This is a genomic window from Rhizobium sp. 268, assembly GCF_036571585.1.
Classification (GTDB): Bacteria; Pseudomonadota; Alphaproteobacteria; order Rhizobiales; family Rhizobiaceae; genus Rhizobium; species Rhizobium redzepovicii.
In genome coordinates, this window is the sequence record NZ_JAPPSO010000008.1 from 17,485 (window position 1) to 34,349 (window position 16,865).

General features: G+C 62.4%; 13 protein-coding genes. 5 read left to right on the forward strand and 8 right to left on the reverse strand.

Translation table 11 applies throughout. The features are described from left to right. Positions 1-54 precede the first annotated feature (54 nt). The 3 genes from OS035_RS16610 to OS035_RS16620 all read right to left on the reverse strand — a co-directional run bounded on the left by OS035_RS16610 (position 55) and on the right by OS035_RS16620 (position 5,991). The gene (locus tag OS035_RS16610; RefSeq protein ID WP_097629471.1) at positions 55-1,347 is read right to left on the reverse strand and encodes an Hsp70 family protein; all 1,293 of its coding nucleotides are present in this window, start codon (positions 1,345-1,347) and stop codon (positions 55-57) included. A 220-nt stretch (positions 1,348-1,567) separates the two neighbouring features. Further along, positions 1,568-4,687: an efflux RND transporter permease subunit gene (locus OS035_RS16615; protein WP_097629472.1), complete on the reverse strand. Its 3,120-nt coding sequence runs from the start codon at positions 4,685-4,687 to the stop codon at positions 1,568-1,570. Then, on the reverse strand, positions 4,684-5,991 hold the full coding sequence (locus OS035_RS16620; RefSeq protein WP_097629473.1) for an efflux RND transporter periplasmic adaptor subunit: 1,308 nt from the start codon (positions 5,989-5,991) through the stop codon (positions 4,684-4,686). Before OS035_RS16620 ends, OS035_RS16615 begins: the two co-directional genes overlap by 4 nt. A gap of 294 nt (positions 5,992-6,285) precedes the next feature. Between OS035_RS16620 and OS035_RS16625 the strand changes: the two genes are divergently transcribed. Further along, the gene (locus tag OS035_RS16625; protein ID WP_097629474.1) at positions 6,286-7,167 is read left to right on the forward strand and encodes a phosphotransferase family protein; all 882 of its coding nucleotides are present in this window, start codon (positions 6,286-6,288) and stop codon (positions 7,165-7,167) included. A gap of 7 nt (positions 7,168-7,174) precedes the next feature. On the opposite strand, the gene OS035_RS16630 is transcribed toward OS035_RS16625, so the two are convergent. Then, a complete protein-coding gene (locus OS035_RS16630; RefSeq protein ID WP_097629475.1) occupies positions 7,175-7,963 on the reverse strand; it encodes an SDR family oxidoreductase in 789 nt (262 codons plus the stop codon). A gap of 247 nt (positions 7,964-8,210) precedes the next feature. On the opposite strand from OS035_RS16630, the gene OS035_RS16635 reads away from it, so the two are divergent. Both OS035_RS16635 and OS035_RS16640 read left to right on the forward strand, forming a co-directional pair. After that, positions 8,211-9,875, forward strand: coding sequence for an electron transfer flavoprotein-ubiquinone oxidoreductase (locus tag OS035_RS16635; protein WP_183782282.1), 1,665 nt, complete (start codon positions 8,211-8,213; stop codon positions 9,873-9,875). Positions 9,876-10,012: 137 nt separating this feature from the next. Continuing rightward, entirely contained in the window at positions 10,013-10,627 is a 615-nt protein-coding gene (locus OS035_RS16640) for a L,D-transpeptidase (protein ID WP_097629477.1), read from the forward strand. 82 nt (positions 10,628-10,709) lie between these two features. Here the strand turns inward: OS035_RS16640 and OS035_RS16645 are convergent, their stop codons facing one another. Next, positions 10,710-11,615 carry a DMT family transporter gene (locus OS035_RS16645; RefSeq protein WP_097629478.1) on the reverse strand — a complete coding sequence of 302 codons (906 nt, stop codon included), beginning with the start codon at positions 11,613-11,615 and terminating at the stop codon, positions 10,710-10,712. 95 nt (positions 11,616-11,710) lie between these two features. Between OS035_RS16645 and OS035_RS16650 the strand changes: the two genes are divergently transcribed. Then, positions 11,711-12,232 carry an Lrp/AsnC family transcriptional regulator gene (locus OS035_RS16650; protein WP_179867185.1) on the forward strand — a complete coding sequence of 174 codons (522 nt, stop codon included), beginning with the start codon at positions 11,711-11,713 and terminating at the stop codon, positions 12,230-12,232. A 163-nt stretch (positions 12,233-12,395) separates the two neighbouring features. Here OS035_RS16650 and mgtE read toward each other — a convergent pair whose 3' ends face one another. Together mgtE and OS035_RS16660 are read right to left on the reverse strand one after the other, a co-directional pair. Continuing rightward, positions 12,396-13,769, reverse strand: a complete 1,374-nt coding sequence (mgtE, locus tag OS035_RS16655) for a magnesium transporter (RefSeq protein ID WP_097629479.1) — start codon at positions 13,767-13,769, stop codon at positions 12,396-12,398. 285 nt (positions 13,770-14,054) lie between these two features. Further along, positions 14,055-15,068 (reverse strand): zinc-binding alcohol dehydrogenase family protein, encoded by a 1,014-nt coding sequence (locus OS035_RS16660; RefSeq protein WP_097629480.1) that lies wholly within the window; start codon positions 15,066-15,068, stop codon positions 14,055-14,057. A gap of 104 nt (positions 15,069-15,172) precedes the next feature. Between OS035_RS16660 and OS035_RS16665 the strand changes: the two genes are divergently transcribed. Beyond that, a complete protein-coding gene (locus OS035_RS16665) occupies positions 15,173-15,628 on the forward strand; it encodes a winged helix-turn-helix transcriptional regulator (protein ID WP_097629481.1) in 456 nt (151 codons plus the stop codon). Here the strand turns inward: OS035_RS16665 and OS035_RS16670 are convergent. Continuing rightward, the gene (locus tag OS035_RS16670) at positions 15,547-16,764 is read right to left on the reverse strand and encodes an MFS transporter (RefSeq protein ID WP_131711782.1); all 1,218 of its coding nucleotides are present in this window, start codon (positions 16,762-16,764) and stop codon (positions 15,547-15,549) included. The two genes, OS035_RS16665 and OS035_RS16670, sit on opposite strands and share 82 nt — an antisense overlap. Between the last annotated feature and the right edge of the window lie 101 nt (positions 16,765-16,865).

The window sequence follows — 16,865 nt, forward strand, 5'->3', positions numbered from 1 at the left end:
CGGAGAGAAATGGGCATTGAAAGGGCGCGCGGCATATTGGCCGCCCTTGCAAGCCTATTGCACAGTCCATTGCGCGATGTCGTCGCGTTCGCCGATCAGCGCCAGACCGTGAGCGATCGACAAAAGCTCGCCGCCGCTTTCGATCCGGTCGCGCTCGAAGCGCTCGGTGAAGATGCGCCGCACCGCCGGCACGAAGGAGGTGCCGCCGGTGAGGAACACCTTGTCGATCTCTCCGGGCTTCGTCCTGGTCTTGTCGAGCACGTCGTCGAGCGCGCCTTCGATGCGGGCGAGATCCTCGGCGATCCAGCCTTCGAAATCGCTGCGCCGGATGCTGCGATGCCCGCCGCGGCCAAGCGGCGCGAAATCGAAAGGCGCCTCTTCGGCCGCCGACAGCGCCATCTTTGTCGCCGACACCGCCTGATAGAGCGGATAGCCCTCGTCATGATCGATCAGGTCGATGAAGATTTCGAGCTTTTCCGGTTCCAGGCTGGTGCGCACCAGCTTCTTCAGATCCTCGAATTCGCGCGTCGTCTTGAAGATCGACAGCTGGTTCCAGCGGCCGAAGCTGGAATAGTAGTTGGACGGCACTTCGAGGATCTTGTCGAAGCTTTTGAAATGGCTGCCCTTGCCGATCTGCGGCGCGACGATGTTGTCGATCATCCTGTAATCGAAATGGTCGCCGGCGACGCCGACGCCGGAATGGCCGATCGGCGTTGCCGTCAGCTTGCCGGCGACGGTCTCGAAGCGGATCAGCGAATAGTCGGTCGTGCCGCCGCCGAAATCGGCGACCAGCACGGTTGCATCCTGCTTCAGGTTCTGCGCGAAGTAGAAGGCGGCGGCGACCGGTTCGTAGACATAGTGGATCTCGGGAAAGCCGAAGCGCGACAGCGCCTCATTGTAGCGTTCGGTCGCGAGATCGGGATCGGGGCTGGCGCCGGCAAAATGCACCGGCCGGCCGGTGACGATGCGGCTGACATCCGAAGGCCAGTGGTCGCCGGCATAGTTGCGCAGGCGCCGCACGAAGATCTCCATCAGATCCTCGAAATTATGCCGCTTGGCGAAGATCAGCGTGCCCTGGAACAGCGCGCTCGCCGCAAACGTCTTGATCGACTGCAGAAAGCGACATTCGCCGGGATTGTCGATGAATTGGCGGATCGCCGCATGGCCGGCCTCCACCTTCAGCGCCGAAGCGCCGAGCTGCGCATCCTTCATGAAGGAAAGCGCCGTGCGCATGCTGTCGGCCGTGCCTTCGGTACTCGTGAATGCCATCGAGCGCGTCGCCCCGCCATCCGCCATGGCGAGAACCGTATTCGTCGTGCCGAAGTCCAAACCCAGCGCCTGAGCCATGCCCGCACCTCTTCATGCCGATTGTTGTTGGAGACGGAGCGTGGCTCCGCGAAGGGACGTAAGCACGCCCCGGATTCAGGAGGGCGGGTGATGCCACAGAGGCGTGACACATTCAAGAGGAGCGGAAGTTGATGTGATCGCGGGCGCACTTCTTCTCCCGGTTGGAAGAAGAAGTGCGCCGCAAGGGGCAATCGGCAATGCCGAAGTCAGAGGGCCGTCATCACTCGGCGGCCATTGCCCTTGCCTCCTGCACCTCCGGCTCCTCTACCTTCTTGTGGCCGATCAGGCGGCCGAGGAAGTTTCCGAAGCGGTCCATCTCGACGAAGATGACCGGGGTGATGAAGAGCGTCAGCATCTGCGAGACGATCAGGCCGCCGACGACGGCGATGCCGAGCGGCTGGCGCAGTTCCGAGCTTGCGCCGGTGCCGAGCGCGATCGGCAGGGCGCCGAGCAGGGCGCAGAAGGTCGTCATCATGATCGGCCGGAAGCGCCGCACGCAGGCCTCATGGATCGCTGCCGTAGCCTTTTCGCCTGTTGTGCGCATGGTCTCCACCGCCACGTCGATCATCATGATCGCGTTCTTCTTGACGATGCCGATCAGCATCAACAGGCCGATCAAAGCGATGATCGACAGATCGAAGCCCATGATGTCAAGTGCCAGCAGCGCGCCGAAGGCCGCAGCCGGCAGGCCGGAGAGGATGGTGAGCGGATGGATGAAGCTCTCATAGAGCACGCCGAGCACGACATAGATGGTCAGCACTGCCGCCAGGATCAGATAGGGTGTATTGCCCTGCGACTGCTGGAAAATCTCCGCAGTGCCGCCATAGGAGGTGAAGACGTCGGCCGGCACGCTGATGTCCCTCTTGATCTGCTCGATCGCCGCCGTGGCGTCGCTGAGCGACACACCTTCCGGCAGGTTGAAGGACACCGTGGTCGAGACCAGCTGACCCGTCTGGTTGATGGTGACCGGGCCGGTGGTGCGTTGTACATGGGCGAAGTTCGACAGCGGCACCAGGCTGCCATTGGCGGAGATGACACGGATTTCCGACAGCTTCTGGTCGTCCCAGGGTTTGCTGGTGTCGTATTCGACGATGACGTCGTAGCTGTCGCCGGTCGACTGGATTTCTGCGGCCGCATAGCCGCTGAAGGATTCCTGCAGCGTCGTGCGCAGCGTGTCGTTGTCGATGCCGTAGGCGGCGGCCCGCTCGCTGTCGATGACGATATTGGCCTGCAGGGCGTTGTTCTGGGCGTCCGAGGTCACATCCGTGAACAGGCCTCGGTCGCCACGCATCGCCGCCTGGATCTTGCCGGCCCAGAGGTTGGTCTGGTCGGCGCTGAGCGCCTGCACCACCAGCTGATACTGGCTGGCGGTCTGGCGGCCGCCGAAACGCAGGCTCTGGTTCGGCGTCACGAAGGCCTGCAATCCGGGGATCTTGTTGATCGCCGTGCGCAGCTCGCGCAGCGTCTGGTCAAGCGGCGGGCGCTCCTTCTTGTCCTTGAGTTCGACAAACATCGAGCCGTTGTTCTGCGGTTTGTTCGGGTTGCCGCCAATCGTCGACATCACGTGGTTGACCGCCGGGTTCGCCTTGACGGCGGCTGCCGCCTGCTGCTGCAGCGCCTCCATGGCGGTATAGGAAATGTCCTGCCGCGCCTGGGTGCTGATCGTCAGCCGGCCGATGTCTTCCTGCGGGAAGAAACTCGTCGGCAGCGCCATGAAGAAATAGATCGTCAGCGCCACCGAGCCGGCGAAAACCCCGAGGATCGTCAGGCGATGGCCAAGGCACCAGCCGACCGCCCTGTCATAGCCGTTGAGCGTCCGCTCGAAGCCGGCATCGAAGATGCGGATGAGGAGCGGCGGGCGGCTGTGGTTGTTGGAGAGGCGCGAGCCGAGCATCGGCGTCACAGTCAGCGAGACGATCGCCGAGGAGATGATGGCGATGGCGACCACCATGCCGAATTCGTTGAACACGCGGCCGACGACGCCGCCCATCAGGAGGATCGGGATGAACACCGCGATCAGCGAAACCGACATGGAGATGATGGTGTAGCTGACTTCGCCGGCCCCCTTGATCGCCGCCTCCCGCACCGGCATGCCTTCTTCGACATGGCGCAGGATATTTTCCAGCATGACGATCGCGTCGTCGACCACCAGCCCGACCGCGAGCGTCAGCCCCAAGAGCGAGATGTTGTCGATGCTGTAGCCGAGCACATACATCATGCCGAAGGTCGAGATGAGCGACAGCGGAACGGCAAGTCCCGGAATGATCGTTGCCGTGGCATGACCGGTGAAGAGGTAGATGACGAGAACGACGAGGCCGATCGTCAGGAACAGCGTGAACTTCACGTCTGAAATGGCGGCGCGAATGGGTTTTGCCGCGTCGTTCATGACGACGGTGTTCACCGACGGCGGGATTTCGGCGTGAAGCTGCGGCAGCTTGGCGTTGATTGCATCAATGACATCGACCGTGTTGGCATCCGGCTGACGCTGGATGGCGAGGATGATGCCGCGCTGGCCGTCATACCAGCTGCCGGTATACTGGTTCTCGACGCTGTCCTGCACATCGGCGACATCGCCGAGATGGATCGGCGCGCCGTTCGGATTGGCAATGACCAGCGAGCGGAATTGTTCGGCATTGGTGCGCTGGGTGTTCGCCGTGATGGTCATGCTTTGCGAATTATTCTGCAGTGTTCCCACCGGCTGCTGGCTGTTGGCGGCAGCAAGCGCCTTGTTGACGGTATCGATGCCGATGCCACGGGTAAGCAGCTTGTTGGGATCGACCTCGACGCGCACGGCATAGGTCTGGGCGCCAAAAACGCTGACCTGAGCGACGCCGGGAAGCGTCGACAGCGACGGCGAGATGATGTCCTCGGCGATCTCGTCGAGCTTGCTGCGCGGCATGGTGTTGCTCTGCACGGCGAGCAGCATGACCGGCGCATCGGCCGGGTTGGTCTTGCGGTAGCTCGGCGGCGTCGTCAGATTGTCGGGCAACTGCCGGGTGGCATGCGAGATCGCCGCCTGCACGTCGGCCGCAGCGGCGTCGATATCGCGGTTGAGATCGAACTGCAGCACGATGCTGCTGCTGCCGAGCGAGCTCGAGGCGCTGATTTCGGTGATCCCGGGAATGGTCTCGAACTGCTTGATCAGCGGTGTGGCGACCGAGGTCGCCATCGTCTGCGGCGAGGCGCCGCTCAACTGCGCCGAAACGTTGATCGTCGGAAAATCGACCTGCGGCAGGGCCGCGACGGGCACGAGCCGGTAACCGGCAAGACCGGCCAGAATGACGCCGATGGCGAGCAGCGTCGTCGCGACGGGGCGCTGGATACAGAAATTCGGGATCATTGCTGAGCTCCCACCGCGATCGTCTCGGATAGCTGGGGCTGCCGAGGTTCGTCGGCGGAGGCGACATCAAGCGCTTTTTCGTCGAACTGCTCGTTGATCGCCTGCTGGTCGCTGAGCTGGCCCTGGCCCTCGACGACGACATGGTCGCCTTCCGAAAGACCCGATGCGATGGCGGTGAAGCCGCCATTGGCGCGGGCGACGGTGACCGGCGTCAGATGCGATTTGCCGTCCTTGGCGACGAAGGCGAAGAACCCCTCCGGACCGGGGCTGACGGCCACGGTCGGCACCACCACCTGCTGTTCGTCATTGTTGAAATGCACGACGATGTTGACCGACTGGCCGGGCCAGAGCGCGCCGGAGGCATTCTCGAATTTCGCCTTGGCGAGGATCGTGCCCGAGGCGGTGTCGACGGTGTTGTCGTAGAAGCTGATCTCGCCCTTGCGGACCTGCCCCTTGGTGGAGGCGGGAACCGTGCTGACCTCGACCGGGCCGGCTGCGAGCGCGGTCTTCAATTCCCTGAGATAGCGTTCCTGCAGATGAAATTTCACATAGATCGGATCGTATTTGGCGATGGTGACGATCGCCGAGCCGGCATTGAGGAAAGCGCCCCTGCTGATGGCGATATCGCCGAGCCGGCCGTCGAAGGGTGCGCGGATATCGGTATTTTCAAGAATGATCTGATCCGAGGCCAGCGTCGCCTTATCGGCGTCGACCGTGGCGGCGGCGGTATCGCGGGCGGCTCTCGCCTGATCGAGGCTCTGCTGAGTGCCGGCTTTCTGATCGAAGAGGTCCTGGGCGCGCACCAGCGCGGTTTCGGATTCCGAAAGCGTCGCCGTGTCCCGCACGATCATCGCATTGTCCTTGTCGACGGCGGCCTTGGCCGTCCGGTCGTCGAGCTTGGCGATCAGGTCGCCGACTTTGACGGTCGCCCCATCCTGGCCATTGATGCTGACGATCAGGCCCTGTTCCTGTGCGGCAATGGTTGTGTTGTCGTCGGCATCGGCCCAGCCGGAAGCCGTCACATCCGTCGGCAGCGCAGTTTTCACAGCTGCAACGGTCTTCACGATCGTCGGGCCACCACCGCCGCGTCTACGCCCGCCGCCCTGATGTTGCCCACCGTTCTGCGCTTGATCGGCCTGCGCCTGATCGCCCTGTGCCGGCTGCCCGCCATTGCCGCCAACCGGCTGCTTGATGAACTGCGAGAGGGTGGGAATGCGGGAGGCATAAGGGATCAGATTCCCGAATTGCCAGACGCCGACGGCGGCAACTGCAATAACGCTGACAGTGATCCAAAATTTCTTCATGGGCGAGACCGGGTGTTGAAAGGGGGGTGCGATTTTTATGGCCCGATTGAGCCGCTTATATTGCGGCGCAAAAAAGACATAATTCCCCGGTCGCAATCACTAAGTGGTTATAACGGCTTAAATTTTTGTAATGAATATTCCGTAATATTCAAACTGTACTAATATAGGTCCAGTGTAATCCGGTGCCGTTTGACGGCCGACAGGCAGGCAGTTCGCGACAAGACGAAATCGGTCCGCGTGCCGTTCGTTGCCCGGCGAAAAACACGGGAAAAAACCAGAGAAAGCAGGTCGGTCATGACCGAGTTGAACGCCAGCGAATTTCGCTCTCTCATCATAAGCGTGTTTCCTAAACTCACGGGCTCCGCCTTCAAGCTGGCGGCGAAGGGCTGGGATTCGCTTGCCGTCGACGTCGACGACACGCTGATCTTCAAATTTCCCCGTCATTCAGGCGCGGAAAGAGCGCTTGTCAAGGAAGCCGCCTTGCTCGACATCATCAGGCCGTCGCTGTCGATGGCGGTTCCCGATATGCACATTCACGACGGGCCGCCGATCTTCTCCAGCCACGCCAAGATCGACGGCGAACATCTCATTGCCGAAGATTACGATGCGCTTGGCGAAGGCAATCGTCAGCACCTTGCGGACGATCTGGCACGCTTTTACGCCGAGTTGCATGTGCTCGATGCCGATCGCATGCGCTCGGCCGGCGCCGGGCCGATCCAGCCCTGGCAATCGCCCGAGACGGTGCGAGAAAAGGCTTTACCGCTGTTGCCGCCCGAGATCAGGAGCTTTGCCGAGGCCCTTATTATCGATTTCGAAACCTTGCCGCCCGATCCCCACGGCAACATCTACGGCTTTTTCGACGGTCATGGCTGGAACATGGCCTTCAACCATGCGCAAGGAAGGCTCAATGGCATTTACGATTTCGCCGATTCGGGCTTCGGGCCGTTGCACCAGGAATTCATCTACTCGAACTTCATCTCGCCCGACCTAACCGCCCGCATCATATCAGCCTATGAAATGCTGACCGGACGCAGACTCGACCGGCGGCGCATCGCGATCCTGACGGGCTTCCACCGTTTGTCCGAGCTCGCCGAGCTTGCCGACGATCCGGCTCATGTTGGATCGATGGTCCAAAATGCCGCCAGTTGGGCGGCCATAGCGGCCCACGCCGGCTGAAATACTGTCAGACGGATCGGGCCGCGCCGCCGTCGCAGCGGATCAGCGAGCCGGTGATGTAACTTGCCGGCTGGCTGCACAGGAAGGCAGCCGCTGCGGCAAATTCCTCCACCCGGCCGTAGCGGCCGACCGGAATGCGCGCTTCCTTGTCGCTGCGGATTTCTTCGAGGCTCTTGCCGGTCCGCTTTGCCGCCGCCCCGTCGAGATCGTCGAGACGGCCCGTGAGGATGCTGCCCGGCAACAGCAGGTTGGTGGTAACGCCGAAGCCCGCCACTTCGGAGGCAAGTGTCTTGCTCCAGCCGGCAAGTGCCGGACGCAGCGTATTCGACAGCGCCAGATTGGCGATCGGCTCGATCACGCCTGAGGAGGCGACCGTCAGGATGCGACCCCAGCCCTGTGCCTTCATGCCGGGCAGCAGCGCATTGGTCAGCGTGATGACGCGGGCGACCATCGAGAGGAAATAGGTCTCGAGCTTTTCACCCGTCATGTCCTCGGTCGTGCCGGGCGTCGGCCCGCCGGTATTGTTGACGAGGATATCGAGCCCGCCGAACTTCTCCCTCACTGCGCTCGTCACTGTTTCGACGAAGCGTTCGTCCCCGAGGTCGGCCCAGATCCAGTCGGCCCGGCCTTTGCCTTCGCAGTTGATTGCCTTGCAATTGGCCTCCAGCTGCTCGCCGCTGCGCCCGCAAAGCAGCACATTCGCGCCTTCGCGCGCCAGTGCCGTGGCGATGCCGAGGCCGAGGCCACGTGAGGAGGCGAGGACGAGCGCCCGTTTGCCTTCGATGCCGAGATCCATGGTAGTCCTCCAAACTGTTCGAGCGTTGTATAAGGCGCAATCGGCGGAAAAGGAAAGGGAGTGTGACGGTTCGGCGGCGTTCGCTAATTGACGTTGACGTAAGCGTCATATAATTTCAACGCACAAGGCATATCATTGTGCGAATTGAAGATTGGCTGTCGTATCCCGGCTCGACAACGCTTTCTCGTTTTGACAAGAAAGTGCTTATGAGGATGACGGCCGCGTGCCGCCAAGCGGAGACGAGTGAATGACTGAGACGACTGAGTTGCCCGAACGCGAAAGCATGGAATTCGACGTGGTGATCGTCGGCGCAGGTCCGGCCGGTCTTTCGGCGGCGATCCGGCTGAAGCAGGTCAATCCGGAACTGTCGGTCGTCGTGCTGGAGAAGGGCTCGGAAGTCGGGGCCCATATTCTCTCGGGCGCAGTTGTCGATCCGATCGGCATCGATCGACTGCTGCCCGGCTGGCGCCAGGAAACCGACCATCCCTTCAAGACCGAGGTCAATGCCGACCACTTCCTGCTGCTCGGTCCTGCCGGCTCGATCCGGCTGCCGAATTTTTTGATGCCGCCGCTGATGAACAATCACGGCAATTACATCGTCTCGCTCGGGCTCGTCTGTCGCTGGCTGGCTGGTAAGGCGGAGGAGCTCGGCGTCGAGATCTACCCGGGCTTTGCCGCCACCGAAGTGCTCTATGATGATAAGGGCGCGGTCATCGGCGTCGCCACCGGCGACATGGGCATCGAGAAGAACGGCGAGCCCGGCCCGAACTATACCCGTGGCATGGAACTGCTCGGCAAATATGTGCTGATCGGCGAGGGCGTGCGCGGCTCGCTCGCCAAGCAGCTGATTGCCAAATTCGATCTGCAGAAGGACCGCGAACCGCAAAAGTTCGGGATCGGCATTAAGGAGCTATGGCAGGTCAAGCCGGAAAACCACAAACAGGGCCTGGTGCAGCATTCCTTCGGCTGGCCGCTGGGGATGAAGACCGGCGGTGGATCCTTCCTCTATCACCTGGAAGACAATCTGGTCGCCGTCGGCTTCGTCGTCCATTTGAACTACAAGAACCCCTATCTGTATCCCTTCGAGGAGTTCCAGCGCTTCAAGACCCATCCGGCGATCCGCGGCACCTTCGAGGGCGGCAAGCGGCTTTCCTATGGCGCCCGCGCCATCACCGAGGGCGGCTACCAGTCGGTGCCGAAGCTTTCCTTCCCGGGCGGAGCGCTGATCGGCTGTTCGGCCGGTCTGGTCAACGTTCCCCGCATCAAGGGCAGCCACAATGCGGTGCTGTCGGGCATGCTGGCGGCCGAGAAGATCGCCGCCGCCATCACAGCCGGCCGCAGCCATGACGAGGTCGTCGAGATCGAAAACGAATGGCGCCAGGGCGACATCGGCAAGGATCTCAAGCGGGTGCGTAACGTCAAGCCGCTGTGGTCGAAATTCGGCACCGCGCTCGGCGTGGCGCTCGGCGGTCTCGACATGTGGACCAACACCTTGTTCGGCTTTTCTTTCTTCGGCACGCTTGGTCACGGCAAGACCGATGCGCAGTCGCTGGAGCCAGCCGCGCAGCACAAGCCGATCGCCTACCCGAAGCCCGATGGCGTCCTGACCTTCGACCGCCTGTCCTCGGTGTTCCTGTCGAACACCAATCACGAGGAGGATCAGCCGGTGCATCTGCAGGTCAAGGACATGGGCCTGCAGAAGCGTTCGGAACACGATATCTATGCCGGCCCGTCGACGCGTTACTGTCCGGCCGGGGTCTATGAATGGGTGGAGAAGGACGGGCAGGAGACCTTCGTCATCAACGCCCAGAACTGCGTCCACTGCAAGACCTGCGACATCAAGGACCCCAACCAGAACATCAACTGGGTGCCGCCGCAGGGCGGCGAGGGGCCGGTATATCCGAATATGTGAGGCGGATTATCCCCACCGCCGACAATTTTTAGGTGCTGCCGCCTTCGTGGTCACTTGCTGCGGGCTGCCGTTAGCCGTTCGTTAACCATAATTTCCTTAGCTTGCGACATCTTGTTGACGCACTAAGGACACATTTCATGACGATCTCCCGCCGGGGCTTTCTGATCGCTCTGCCGCTTTTTGTCGCCGGCTGCTCCTCGACCGGCCTCAACAGCCAGACGAATTACGCCGCACTTCCGGATGAAAAATTCCCGTTGAAGCAGGTGCCGATCGACAAGATCAAGCCGGAGCTCCGCCGCCAGGAAGTGGCCTATGAAACCACCCATGCAGCGGGCACGGTGATCGTCGATACCCCGGCACGGCGCGCCTACTATGTCCTCGGCGACGGCCGGGCGGTGCGCTACGGCGTCGGTGTTGGCCGCGAGGGGTTGGCCTTTGCCGGCAACGCCTATATCGGCCGCAAGGCGGAATGGCCGAGCTGGACGCCCACCGAAAACATGCAGCGTCGCGAAGAGCGCTATCGCAAACTCGCTGGCGGCATGCCGGGCGGCCCGAACAATCCGCTCGGCGCACGTGCCATGTATCTCTATCGCGGCGGCGGCGACACGCATTTCCGCATTCACGGCACCAACCAGCCGCAATCAATCGGTCTCGCCATGTCGAGCGGCTGTATCCGCATGATGAACCATGACGTGATCGACCTCTATAGCCGTGTCGAAGTCGGCGCCAGGGTCGTCGTCATCCAGGCCTGAGCGGTCCAAATCAGTTTCATTGAAAGAGCCGCCGCAGCGATGGCTGTCGGCGACTTTCGACTTTGTTAGGTCCGGCTGGCGGTCAGCGGTGCCGGGCGGCGATCCCGGTGGAAAGTGCCACGCCGATGCCGGTGATCACGGCGGCGCTGATTTCCGTTAGCCCGATCGGTTCGCCAAGCAGGAAGCCACCGCCCAGCGTCGCCAGCACCGGTGTCAGCGCCGTGAAGGCGGCGGCCTGTGTTCCCCCGAGTGTTCTGACGGCGGTGCCGTAGGCGACCATGGCGACGAGGCCGGAAAGAACGCCCTGGCTTAGCACCTGCAGGCCGATTTCCGGGAGAGGCGCCTGCGGCAGGGAGATGCCGAAGATGAGGGCAAGCACGCCCATGATCAGGAAGGACCAGACGGCGATTAGCGCGCTTGCCTGCACGGCCGTCAGGCCCGAGCGGCGGAAGGCATGCGTATAGCTCGCCCACAGAAAAGCGCCGGCCGGGAGCAGCAGGAAGCTCGTCCATGGCAGCGAGGCATCCGCGAGGCTGTGCGTGAGCAGGATCAGCACGCCGGCGACGATCGCGGCGAGCCCGGCGATGCGGGTGGTGTCGGGTCTTTCGCCAAACAGGGTTATACCGATCAGCGCCGCAGCGAGCGGCATCGAGCCGCCGAGCAGAATGCCCGAAGAGGCAGCCGGCGTCGAATGAATTGCCAGCGTGGTCAGCAGGAAGAAGACGGCGCCCGAGCCGGACACCATGATCGCCAGCAGATGCAGCGGCACGGACTTCGGCAGCAGCCCGGTCTTCAGCCAGACCGGCGACAGCACTAGTGCGGGAATTCCGAAGCGGATTAGCCCGATGTCGATCGAGCCGAGCGGCGTTGCGGCGCTGTGGCGGGTGACAAGAAACCATGTCGCCCAGATCAGTACGGTAACGGTGCCGCCGGCATAACCCAGTGCCTGCGATGGCGACTTGTCGTTCGTAAATGCAATCGTGCTCATCGTCCTGTCCCTTCCTTCATCCGGAGCGTTCCGGTCGAGGAGAAGATTAGTTCGAGAGGGCAGGGCATGTCCTTGCTATCTCTGGCTCAAAAATCATGCTACGCGCAATCTTCTGCCAAACGACGCCAACGGGGATCGCGAAAATGCCAAATCTCGATAAATTCGATATCGCCATACTGAAGTGCCTGCAGGAGGATGCGCGGGCGACCAATGTCGAGATCGCCGAGAAGGTGAACCTTTCGCCGTCGCCCTGCCTGCGCCGCATCCGCAATCTCGAACGCTCCGGCATCATCCGCGGCTACACGGCCGATATCGACCGCAAGGAAGTCGGGCTCGGCCTGACCGTCTTCGTCGAGTTCAAGGTCGTTCATCACAGCCGCGAGAATTCCGAGGCGCAGCAGAAGGCGTTGCTCGCCATCCCCGAAATCGTCTCCTGCTTCCTGATTTCGGGCACCGCCGATTTCCTCGCCGAAGTGGTGGTGGAGGATCTTGCCGCCTACGAGCGGCTTCTGACGGAAACGCTTCTGACGCTCCCGAATGTCAGCGACATCCGCTCGAACTTCGCCATCCGCAGCATCAAGACACACGGACCGTTGAAGCTGCCCGAGGGAAGATGATTTCCCAATAGTTTTTCTCGCTAATAAAAACCCCTCCCCACAAGCGGGAGGGACTAATCTGGGGCACCGTCTCGCTCCCCACCAAGGGTCAATATTTGGGATGCGGGTGCGGCAGTTTAAGCCCCTCCCCTTGTGGGCAGGGGTTGGCGAGGGGTCTTGGGTGCTACAGCAGCGTCCCGCTGAGGATGAGCAGCGCCACCGAGAAGTAGATGACGAGCCCGGTGACATCGACGAGCGTGGCGACGAAGGGGGCTGAGGCGCTCGCCGGATCGAGCCGGAGCTTCTGCAGCACGAAAGGCAGCATCGAGCCGCAGATCGAGCCGAAGGTGACGATCCCGATCAGGGCGGCAAACACCGTGATGGCGACCATCTGCCAGTGCGGGCCGTAGTCGTAGAGCCCGGCCGACTGCCAGAAGACGATGCGCGTGAAGCCGACGAGGCCGAGGATCGCGCCGAGTACGATGCCTGTGGGAAGTTCGCGCAGCAGCACCTTCCACCAGTCCGAAAGCTTCAGCTCGCCGAGCGCCAAGGCCCGGATGATCAGCGAGGTCGCCTGCGAACCTGAATTGCCGCCCGAGCTCATGATCAGCGGGATGAACAACGTCAGCACCACGGCCTTTTCCAGCTCGCCTTCGAAATGCTGCATGGCGCTTGCCGTCAGCATCTCGCCGAGGAACAGGGCGGCGAGCCAGCCGGCGCGCTTGCGGATCATGCCGGCGAAGCCGATCTTCATATAGGGCTGGCCGAGCGCCTCCATGCCGCCGAACCTCTGGGCCGCTTCCGTCGTGTCTGAGATCATCGTGTCAATCACATCGTCGACGGTGACGATGCCGAGCATCTGCCCGTGCTCGTCGGTCACCGGCAGGGCGAGCAGGTCGTGTTTGCGGATCAGCCGGGCGACATCCTCCTGCTTCATCAGCGGATCGGCCGAAACCGGCGTGCCCTTCTGCGCCACCGTGAGGATGGAAGCATCAGGCTCGCCGGTGATGAGGCGGCGCAGCGTCACCACATGCATCAGCGCATGGCTGATCTCGTCGAGCACATAGATCGCATAGACGGTCTCGCGCGAGCGTTCGACCTGGCGCACATGGTCGAGTGTCTGGGCGACCGTCCAGTTCATCGGCACGCTGACGAACTCCGTCGTCATGATGCCGCCGGCCGTGCGCGGCGGATAGCCCATCAGGTGCTGGATCGCGATGCGCACCGGTTCGTCGAGGCTAGCAAACAGCCGGGCGCGGGTCTCGCCGTCGAGTTCGAGCAGCACGTCGGCGACACGGTCGTTGGACATGCCATGCAGCAGCCGTGCGGCATCCTCGGCACTGACCAGCGCCAGGATCTGCGCGGCGTTGCGAAGCTCCGGCCGGTCGAGAATATTGACGGCATAGTCGAGCGGCATGCCGGTCAGCACACGGCCGGCGTCCTGGACGGCAAGCGCGTTCAACGCATCGACGCGTTCGGCGATCGTTGCACCGCGGCTGTTGTTGATGAAGGCACGGGCGGCATGGCCTGCCCGAAGTGGGAAGCGATTGATGTTCATTGAGGCTCGCCTTTCCGTCGATCCGCCGTAGCGTCCCGAACGGGCGAGCCGACAGGAGTCGGTCAGCGCACGAGGGCCGCGTACGGCAAAGGCAATCGACTGCTACTGTCGCTTGGCATCTGAGTGATGGCTCCGTTAAAATCCGTGGAAGACAAGTGTCATCCACGTGTCATGCTAGGTGGTCCCGAACGCGGAATAAGTCAAGCGGGAGAAATGCTTAACGCCAGAATGTCGCACCTCGCGATGCAACATTCCAAGAGAGGTATTTGCACGGGCGACCGGGTCTCAGAACCCGGCAAGCACCGCCTTGCCCTTCATCCGGCCCGTTTCAACCATCGCATGCGCTTTCTTCAGGTTCGCCGCATTGATGGGGCCAATGGTTTCGGAAAGTGTCGTGCGGATCTTGCCGGCGTCGACGAGCTCGGAAATCCTGTTCAACAGCCTGTGCTGCTCGATCATGTCGGGCGTTTCGAAGAGCGGACGGGTAAACATCAGCTCCCAGTGGATAGAGGCGCTCTTGCGCATGAAGGGCACGACATCGAGGGTCTTCGGATTGTCGATCAACGCGAAGCGGCCCTGCGGCGCGATGACTTCGACGATGTCGCTGATATGGAGATCGGTGTTCGTCGTCGAGAAGATGAAGCCCGGGGCGCCGATGCCGAGCGCTGCCACCTGCGGTGCGATCGGGCTGGAATGGTCAATGACGTGATGGGCGCCGAGATCCTTCACCCAGTCCTGCGTTTCACGCCGCGACGCCGTGGCAATGACGGTGAGATCGGTCAGCACCCGAGCGATCTGAATGGCGATCGAGCCGACCCCGCCGGCGCCGCCGATGATGAGGATGGAGCGCGCCGCACCCGAAACCGGATCTTGCACCTTCAGCCGATCGAACAGCGCCTCATAGGCGGTGATCGTGGTCAGCGGCAGCGCTGCAGCGGCGGCGAAATCGAGGCTCTTCGGCTTGGCGCCGACGATGCGCTCGTCGACGAGATGGAATTCGGCATTCGTGCCGGGGCGGGCGAGGGCGCCCGAATAGAACACTTGGTCGCCGAGCTTGAACAGGGTGACGTCGGCGCCGACGGCCTTCACGATGCCGGCGGCATCCCAGCCCAATACCCTTGGCTCGTCCGTGGGCGGCGCCACATGAGCGCGGATTTTGACATCGGCTGGATTGACGGAAACGGCCTTGATCTCGACCAGCAGGTCGTGGCCTCGGGCTTCCGGTATCGGCAGCTCGATATCGATCAGCGAGGTTTCGGCGGTAATGGGTTGTGGGCTATTGTACGCAACGGCGCGCATGGCAAACTCCTGTGTTCTTTGCACGGAGGCTAGATGCGCACTATGCTGAAACAGCGCAAGAATGCACAAATTCTGTACATAGTACCAAAAAGGATACTGTAAAAATGTCGTTGCCCCGCGCCAAATTCATCAAGAATTTCCCCGGTTGCCCTGTGGAGGCGACGCTGGGTTTTCTCGACGGCAAATGGAAGGGGGTGATCCTCTTTCACCTGATGCAGGGCACGCTGCGCTTCAATGAACTGCGCCGCAAGCTGCCGGCCGTCACCCAGCGCATGCTGACCAAGCAACTGCGGGAACTGGAACAGTCCGGGCTGGTGTCGCGCACCGTCTATCCCGTCGTGCCGCCGCATGTCGATTATGCCATGACGCCGCTCGGCATGACGCTGAAGCCGGTCGTCGACGCGCTCGCCGCCTGGGGCGACGATTACGTCTTCTGCAGCCCTGAAGGGCGTGAGCTGCGCATGGCGTCAGACGGGCTCTATGCGCCGGCGCGGCGCTCCAGCCGTGCGGAGGCGGCGAAGACGAACAGGCCGAGGAAGGAAAGTGCTGCGCCTACATAGCCGGTTGCGGCAAAACCGTAACCCCAGGCGATGACGAGGCCGCCGAGCCAGGCGCCGATCGCATTGGCGATATTGAAGGCGGAATGGTTGGAGGCGGCGGCAAGCGTCTGCGCGTCGGCGGCGACATCCATCAGCCGCGTCTGCAGCGCCGGGCCGGCGGCAAAACCGCAGCCGACCAGGAAGACCGAGAGGCCGAGCATATAGGGATTGGCGGCGGTCAGCGAGAAGGTGGTCAGCACGACGATATTATAGACGAGCGAGCCGCCGATCGTGCCGAGCAGCGATTTGTCGGCAAGCCAGGAGCCAATGAAATTGCCGGCATTCATGCCGACGCCGAACAGTACCAGCATGATCGGGACGGCCGTTTCCGGCAGCATCGCCACCTGAGTGGTCGTCGAGGCGATATAGCTGAACATTGCAAACATGCCGCCGTAACCGACGGCGGCGATGCCGAGCGTCAGCCATACCTGCGGCCGGCGGAAGGCGCCGAGTTCGCGCAGGAAGCTTGCCTCTTCGGAAACCCTGTCCTGGGGAACGTAGAACCAGATCAGCACTACCGTCAGCAGGCCGAGCATGCCGACGGAGAAGAATGCGATCTGCCAGTCGAGCGACTGGCCGAAGAATGTCGTCAAGGGCGTGCCGAGAAGTGTCGCGACGGTCAGGCCGAGCATGACGCGGCCGACGGCCCGCGCGCGGCGATGCACCGGCACCATCGAGGCGGCGACCAGCGCCGCGACGCCGAAATAGGCGCCATGCGGCAGGCCGCTGACGAAGCGCAGCAGCGTGAAGGTTTCGAAGGTCGGCGCCATGGCGCTGGATATATTGCCGGCGGCAAAGATCAGCATCAGCGTTAGGAGCAGCGTTCGGCGCGCCATTTTCGCGGCGAGCACGGCGATAACGGGCGCGCCGATGACGACGCCGAGCGCATAGGCGCTGATGACGTAGCCGGCCTGCGGCGTCGTCACCGAGAAGGTGTCGGCGACATTCGGCAGCAGCCCCATGATCGCGAATTCGCCGGTGCCGATGCCGAAGCCGCCGCAGGCGAGCGCCAGCTGAACCAGGGCGACGGTCGTTGCCGATGGCAGCTCGTCATCCGGCTGGCTTTCGATGGAATCATTGATGGCGATCTCACTCATGAGCGCTCCTCGGGACGGTCGCTGCTTGGCATTGGCCTCAGGCGCAAGCGCGGCCGCGAGGCGATCGTGGTCTATGGCGGGAAGTGGAGACGATCTCTCCG

What these genes read in the sequence shown, in the direction of transcription:
- OS035_RS16665 (WP_097629481.1), top strand. Translation starts at nt 15,173, where the DNA reads ATGTCGTTGCCCCGCGCCAAATTCATCAAGAATTTCCCCGGTTGCCCT.
- OS035_RS16670 (WP_131711782.1), bottom strand. Translation starts at nt 16,764, where the DNA reads ATGAGTGAGATCGCCATCAATGATTCCATCGAAAGCCAGCCGGATGAC.
- OS035_RS16610 (WP_097629471.1), bottom strand. Translation starts at nt 1,347, where the DNA reads ATGGCTCAGGCGCTGGGTTTGGACTTCGGCACGACGAATACGGTTCTC.
- OS035_RS16640 (WP_097629477.1), top strand. Translation starts at nt 10,013, where the DNA reads ATGACGATCTCCCGCCGGGGCTTTCTGATCGCTCTGCCGCTTTTTGTC.
- OS035_RS16625 (WP_097629474.1), top strand. Translation starts at nt 6,286, where the DNA reads ATGACCGAGTTGAACGCCAGCGAATTTCGCTCTCTCATCATAAGCGTG.
- OS035_RS16630 (WP_097629475.1), bottom strand. Translation starts at nt 7,963, where the DNA reads ATGGATCTCGGCATCGAAGGCAAACGGGCGCTCGTCCTCGCCTCCTCA.
- OS035_RS16650 (WP_179867185.1), top strand. Translation starts at nt 11,711, where the DNA reads ATGCTACGCGCAATCTTCTGCCAAACGACGCCAACGGGGATCGCGAAA.
- OS035_RS16615 (WP_097629472.1), bottom strand. Translation starts at nt 4,687, where the DNA reads ATGATCCCGAATTTCTGTATCCAGCGCCCCGTCGCGACGACGCTGCTC.
- mgtE (WP_097629479.1), bottom strand. Translation starts at nt 13,769, where the DNA reads ATGAACATCAATCGCTTCCCACTTCGGGCAGGCCATGCCGCCCGTGCC.
- OS035_RS16645 (WP_097629478.1), bottom strand. Translation starts at nt 11,615, where the DNA reads ATGAGCACGATTGCATTTACGAACGACAAGTCGCCATCGCAGGCACTG.
- OS035_RS16620 (WP_097629473.1), bottom strand. Translation starts at nt 5,991, where the DNA reads ATGAAGAAATTTTGGATCACTGTCAGCGTTATTGCAGTTGCCGCCGTC.
- OS035_RS16660 (WP_097629480.1), bottom strand. Translation starts at nt 15,068, where the DNA reads ATGCGCGCCGTTGCGTACAATAGCCCACAACCCATTACCGCCGAAACC.
- OS035_RS16635 (WP_183782282.1), top strand. Translation starts at nt 8,211, where the DNA reads ATGACTGAGACGACTGAGTTGCCCGAACGCGAAAGCATGGAATTCGAC.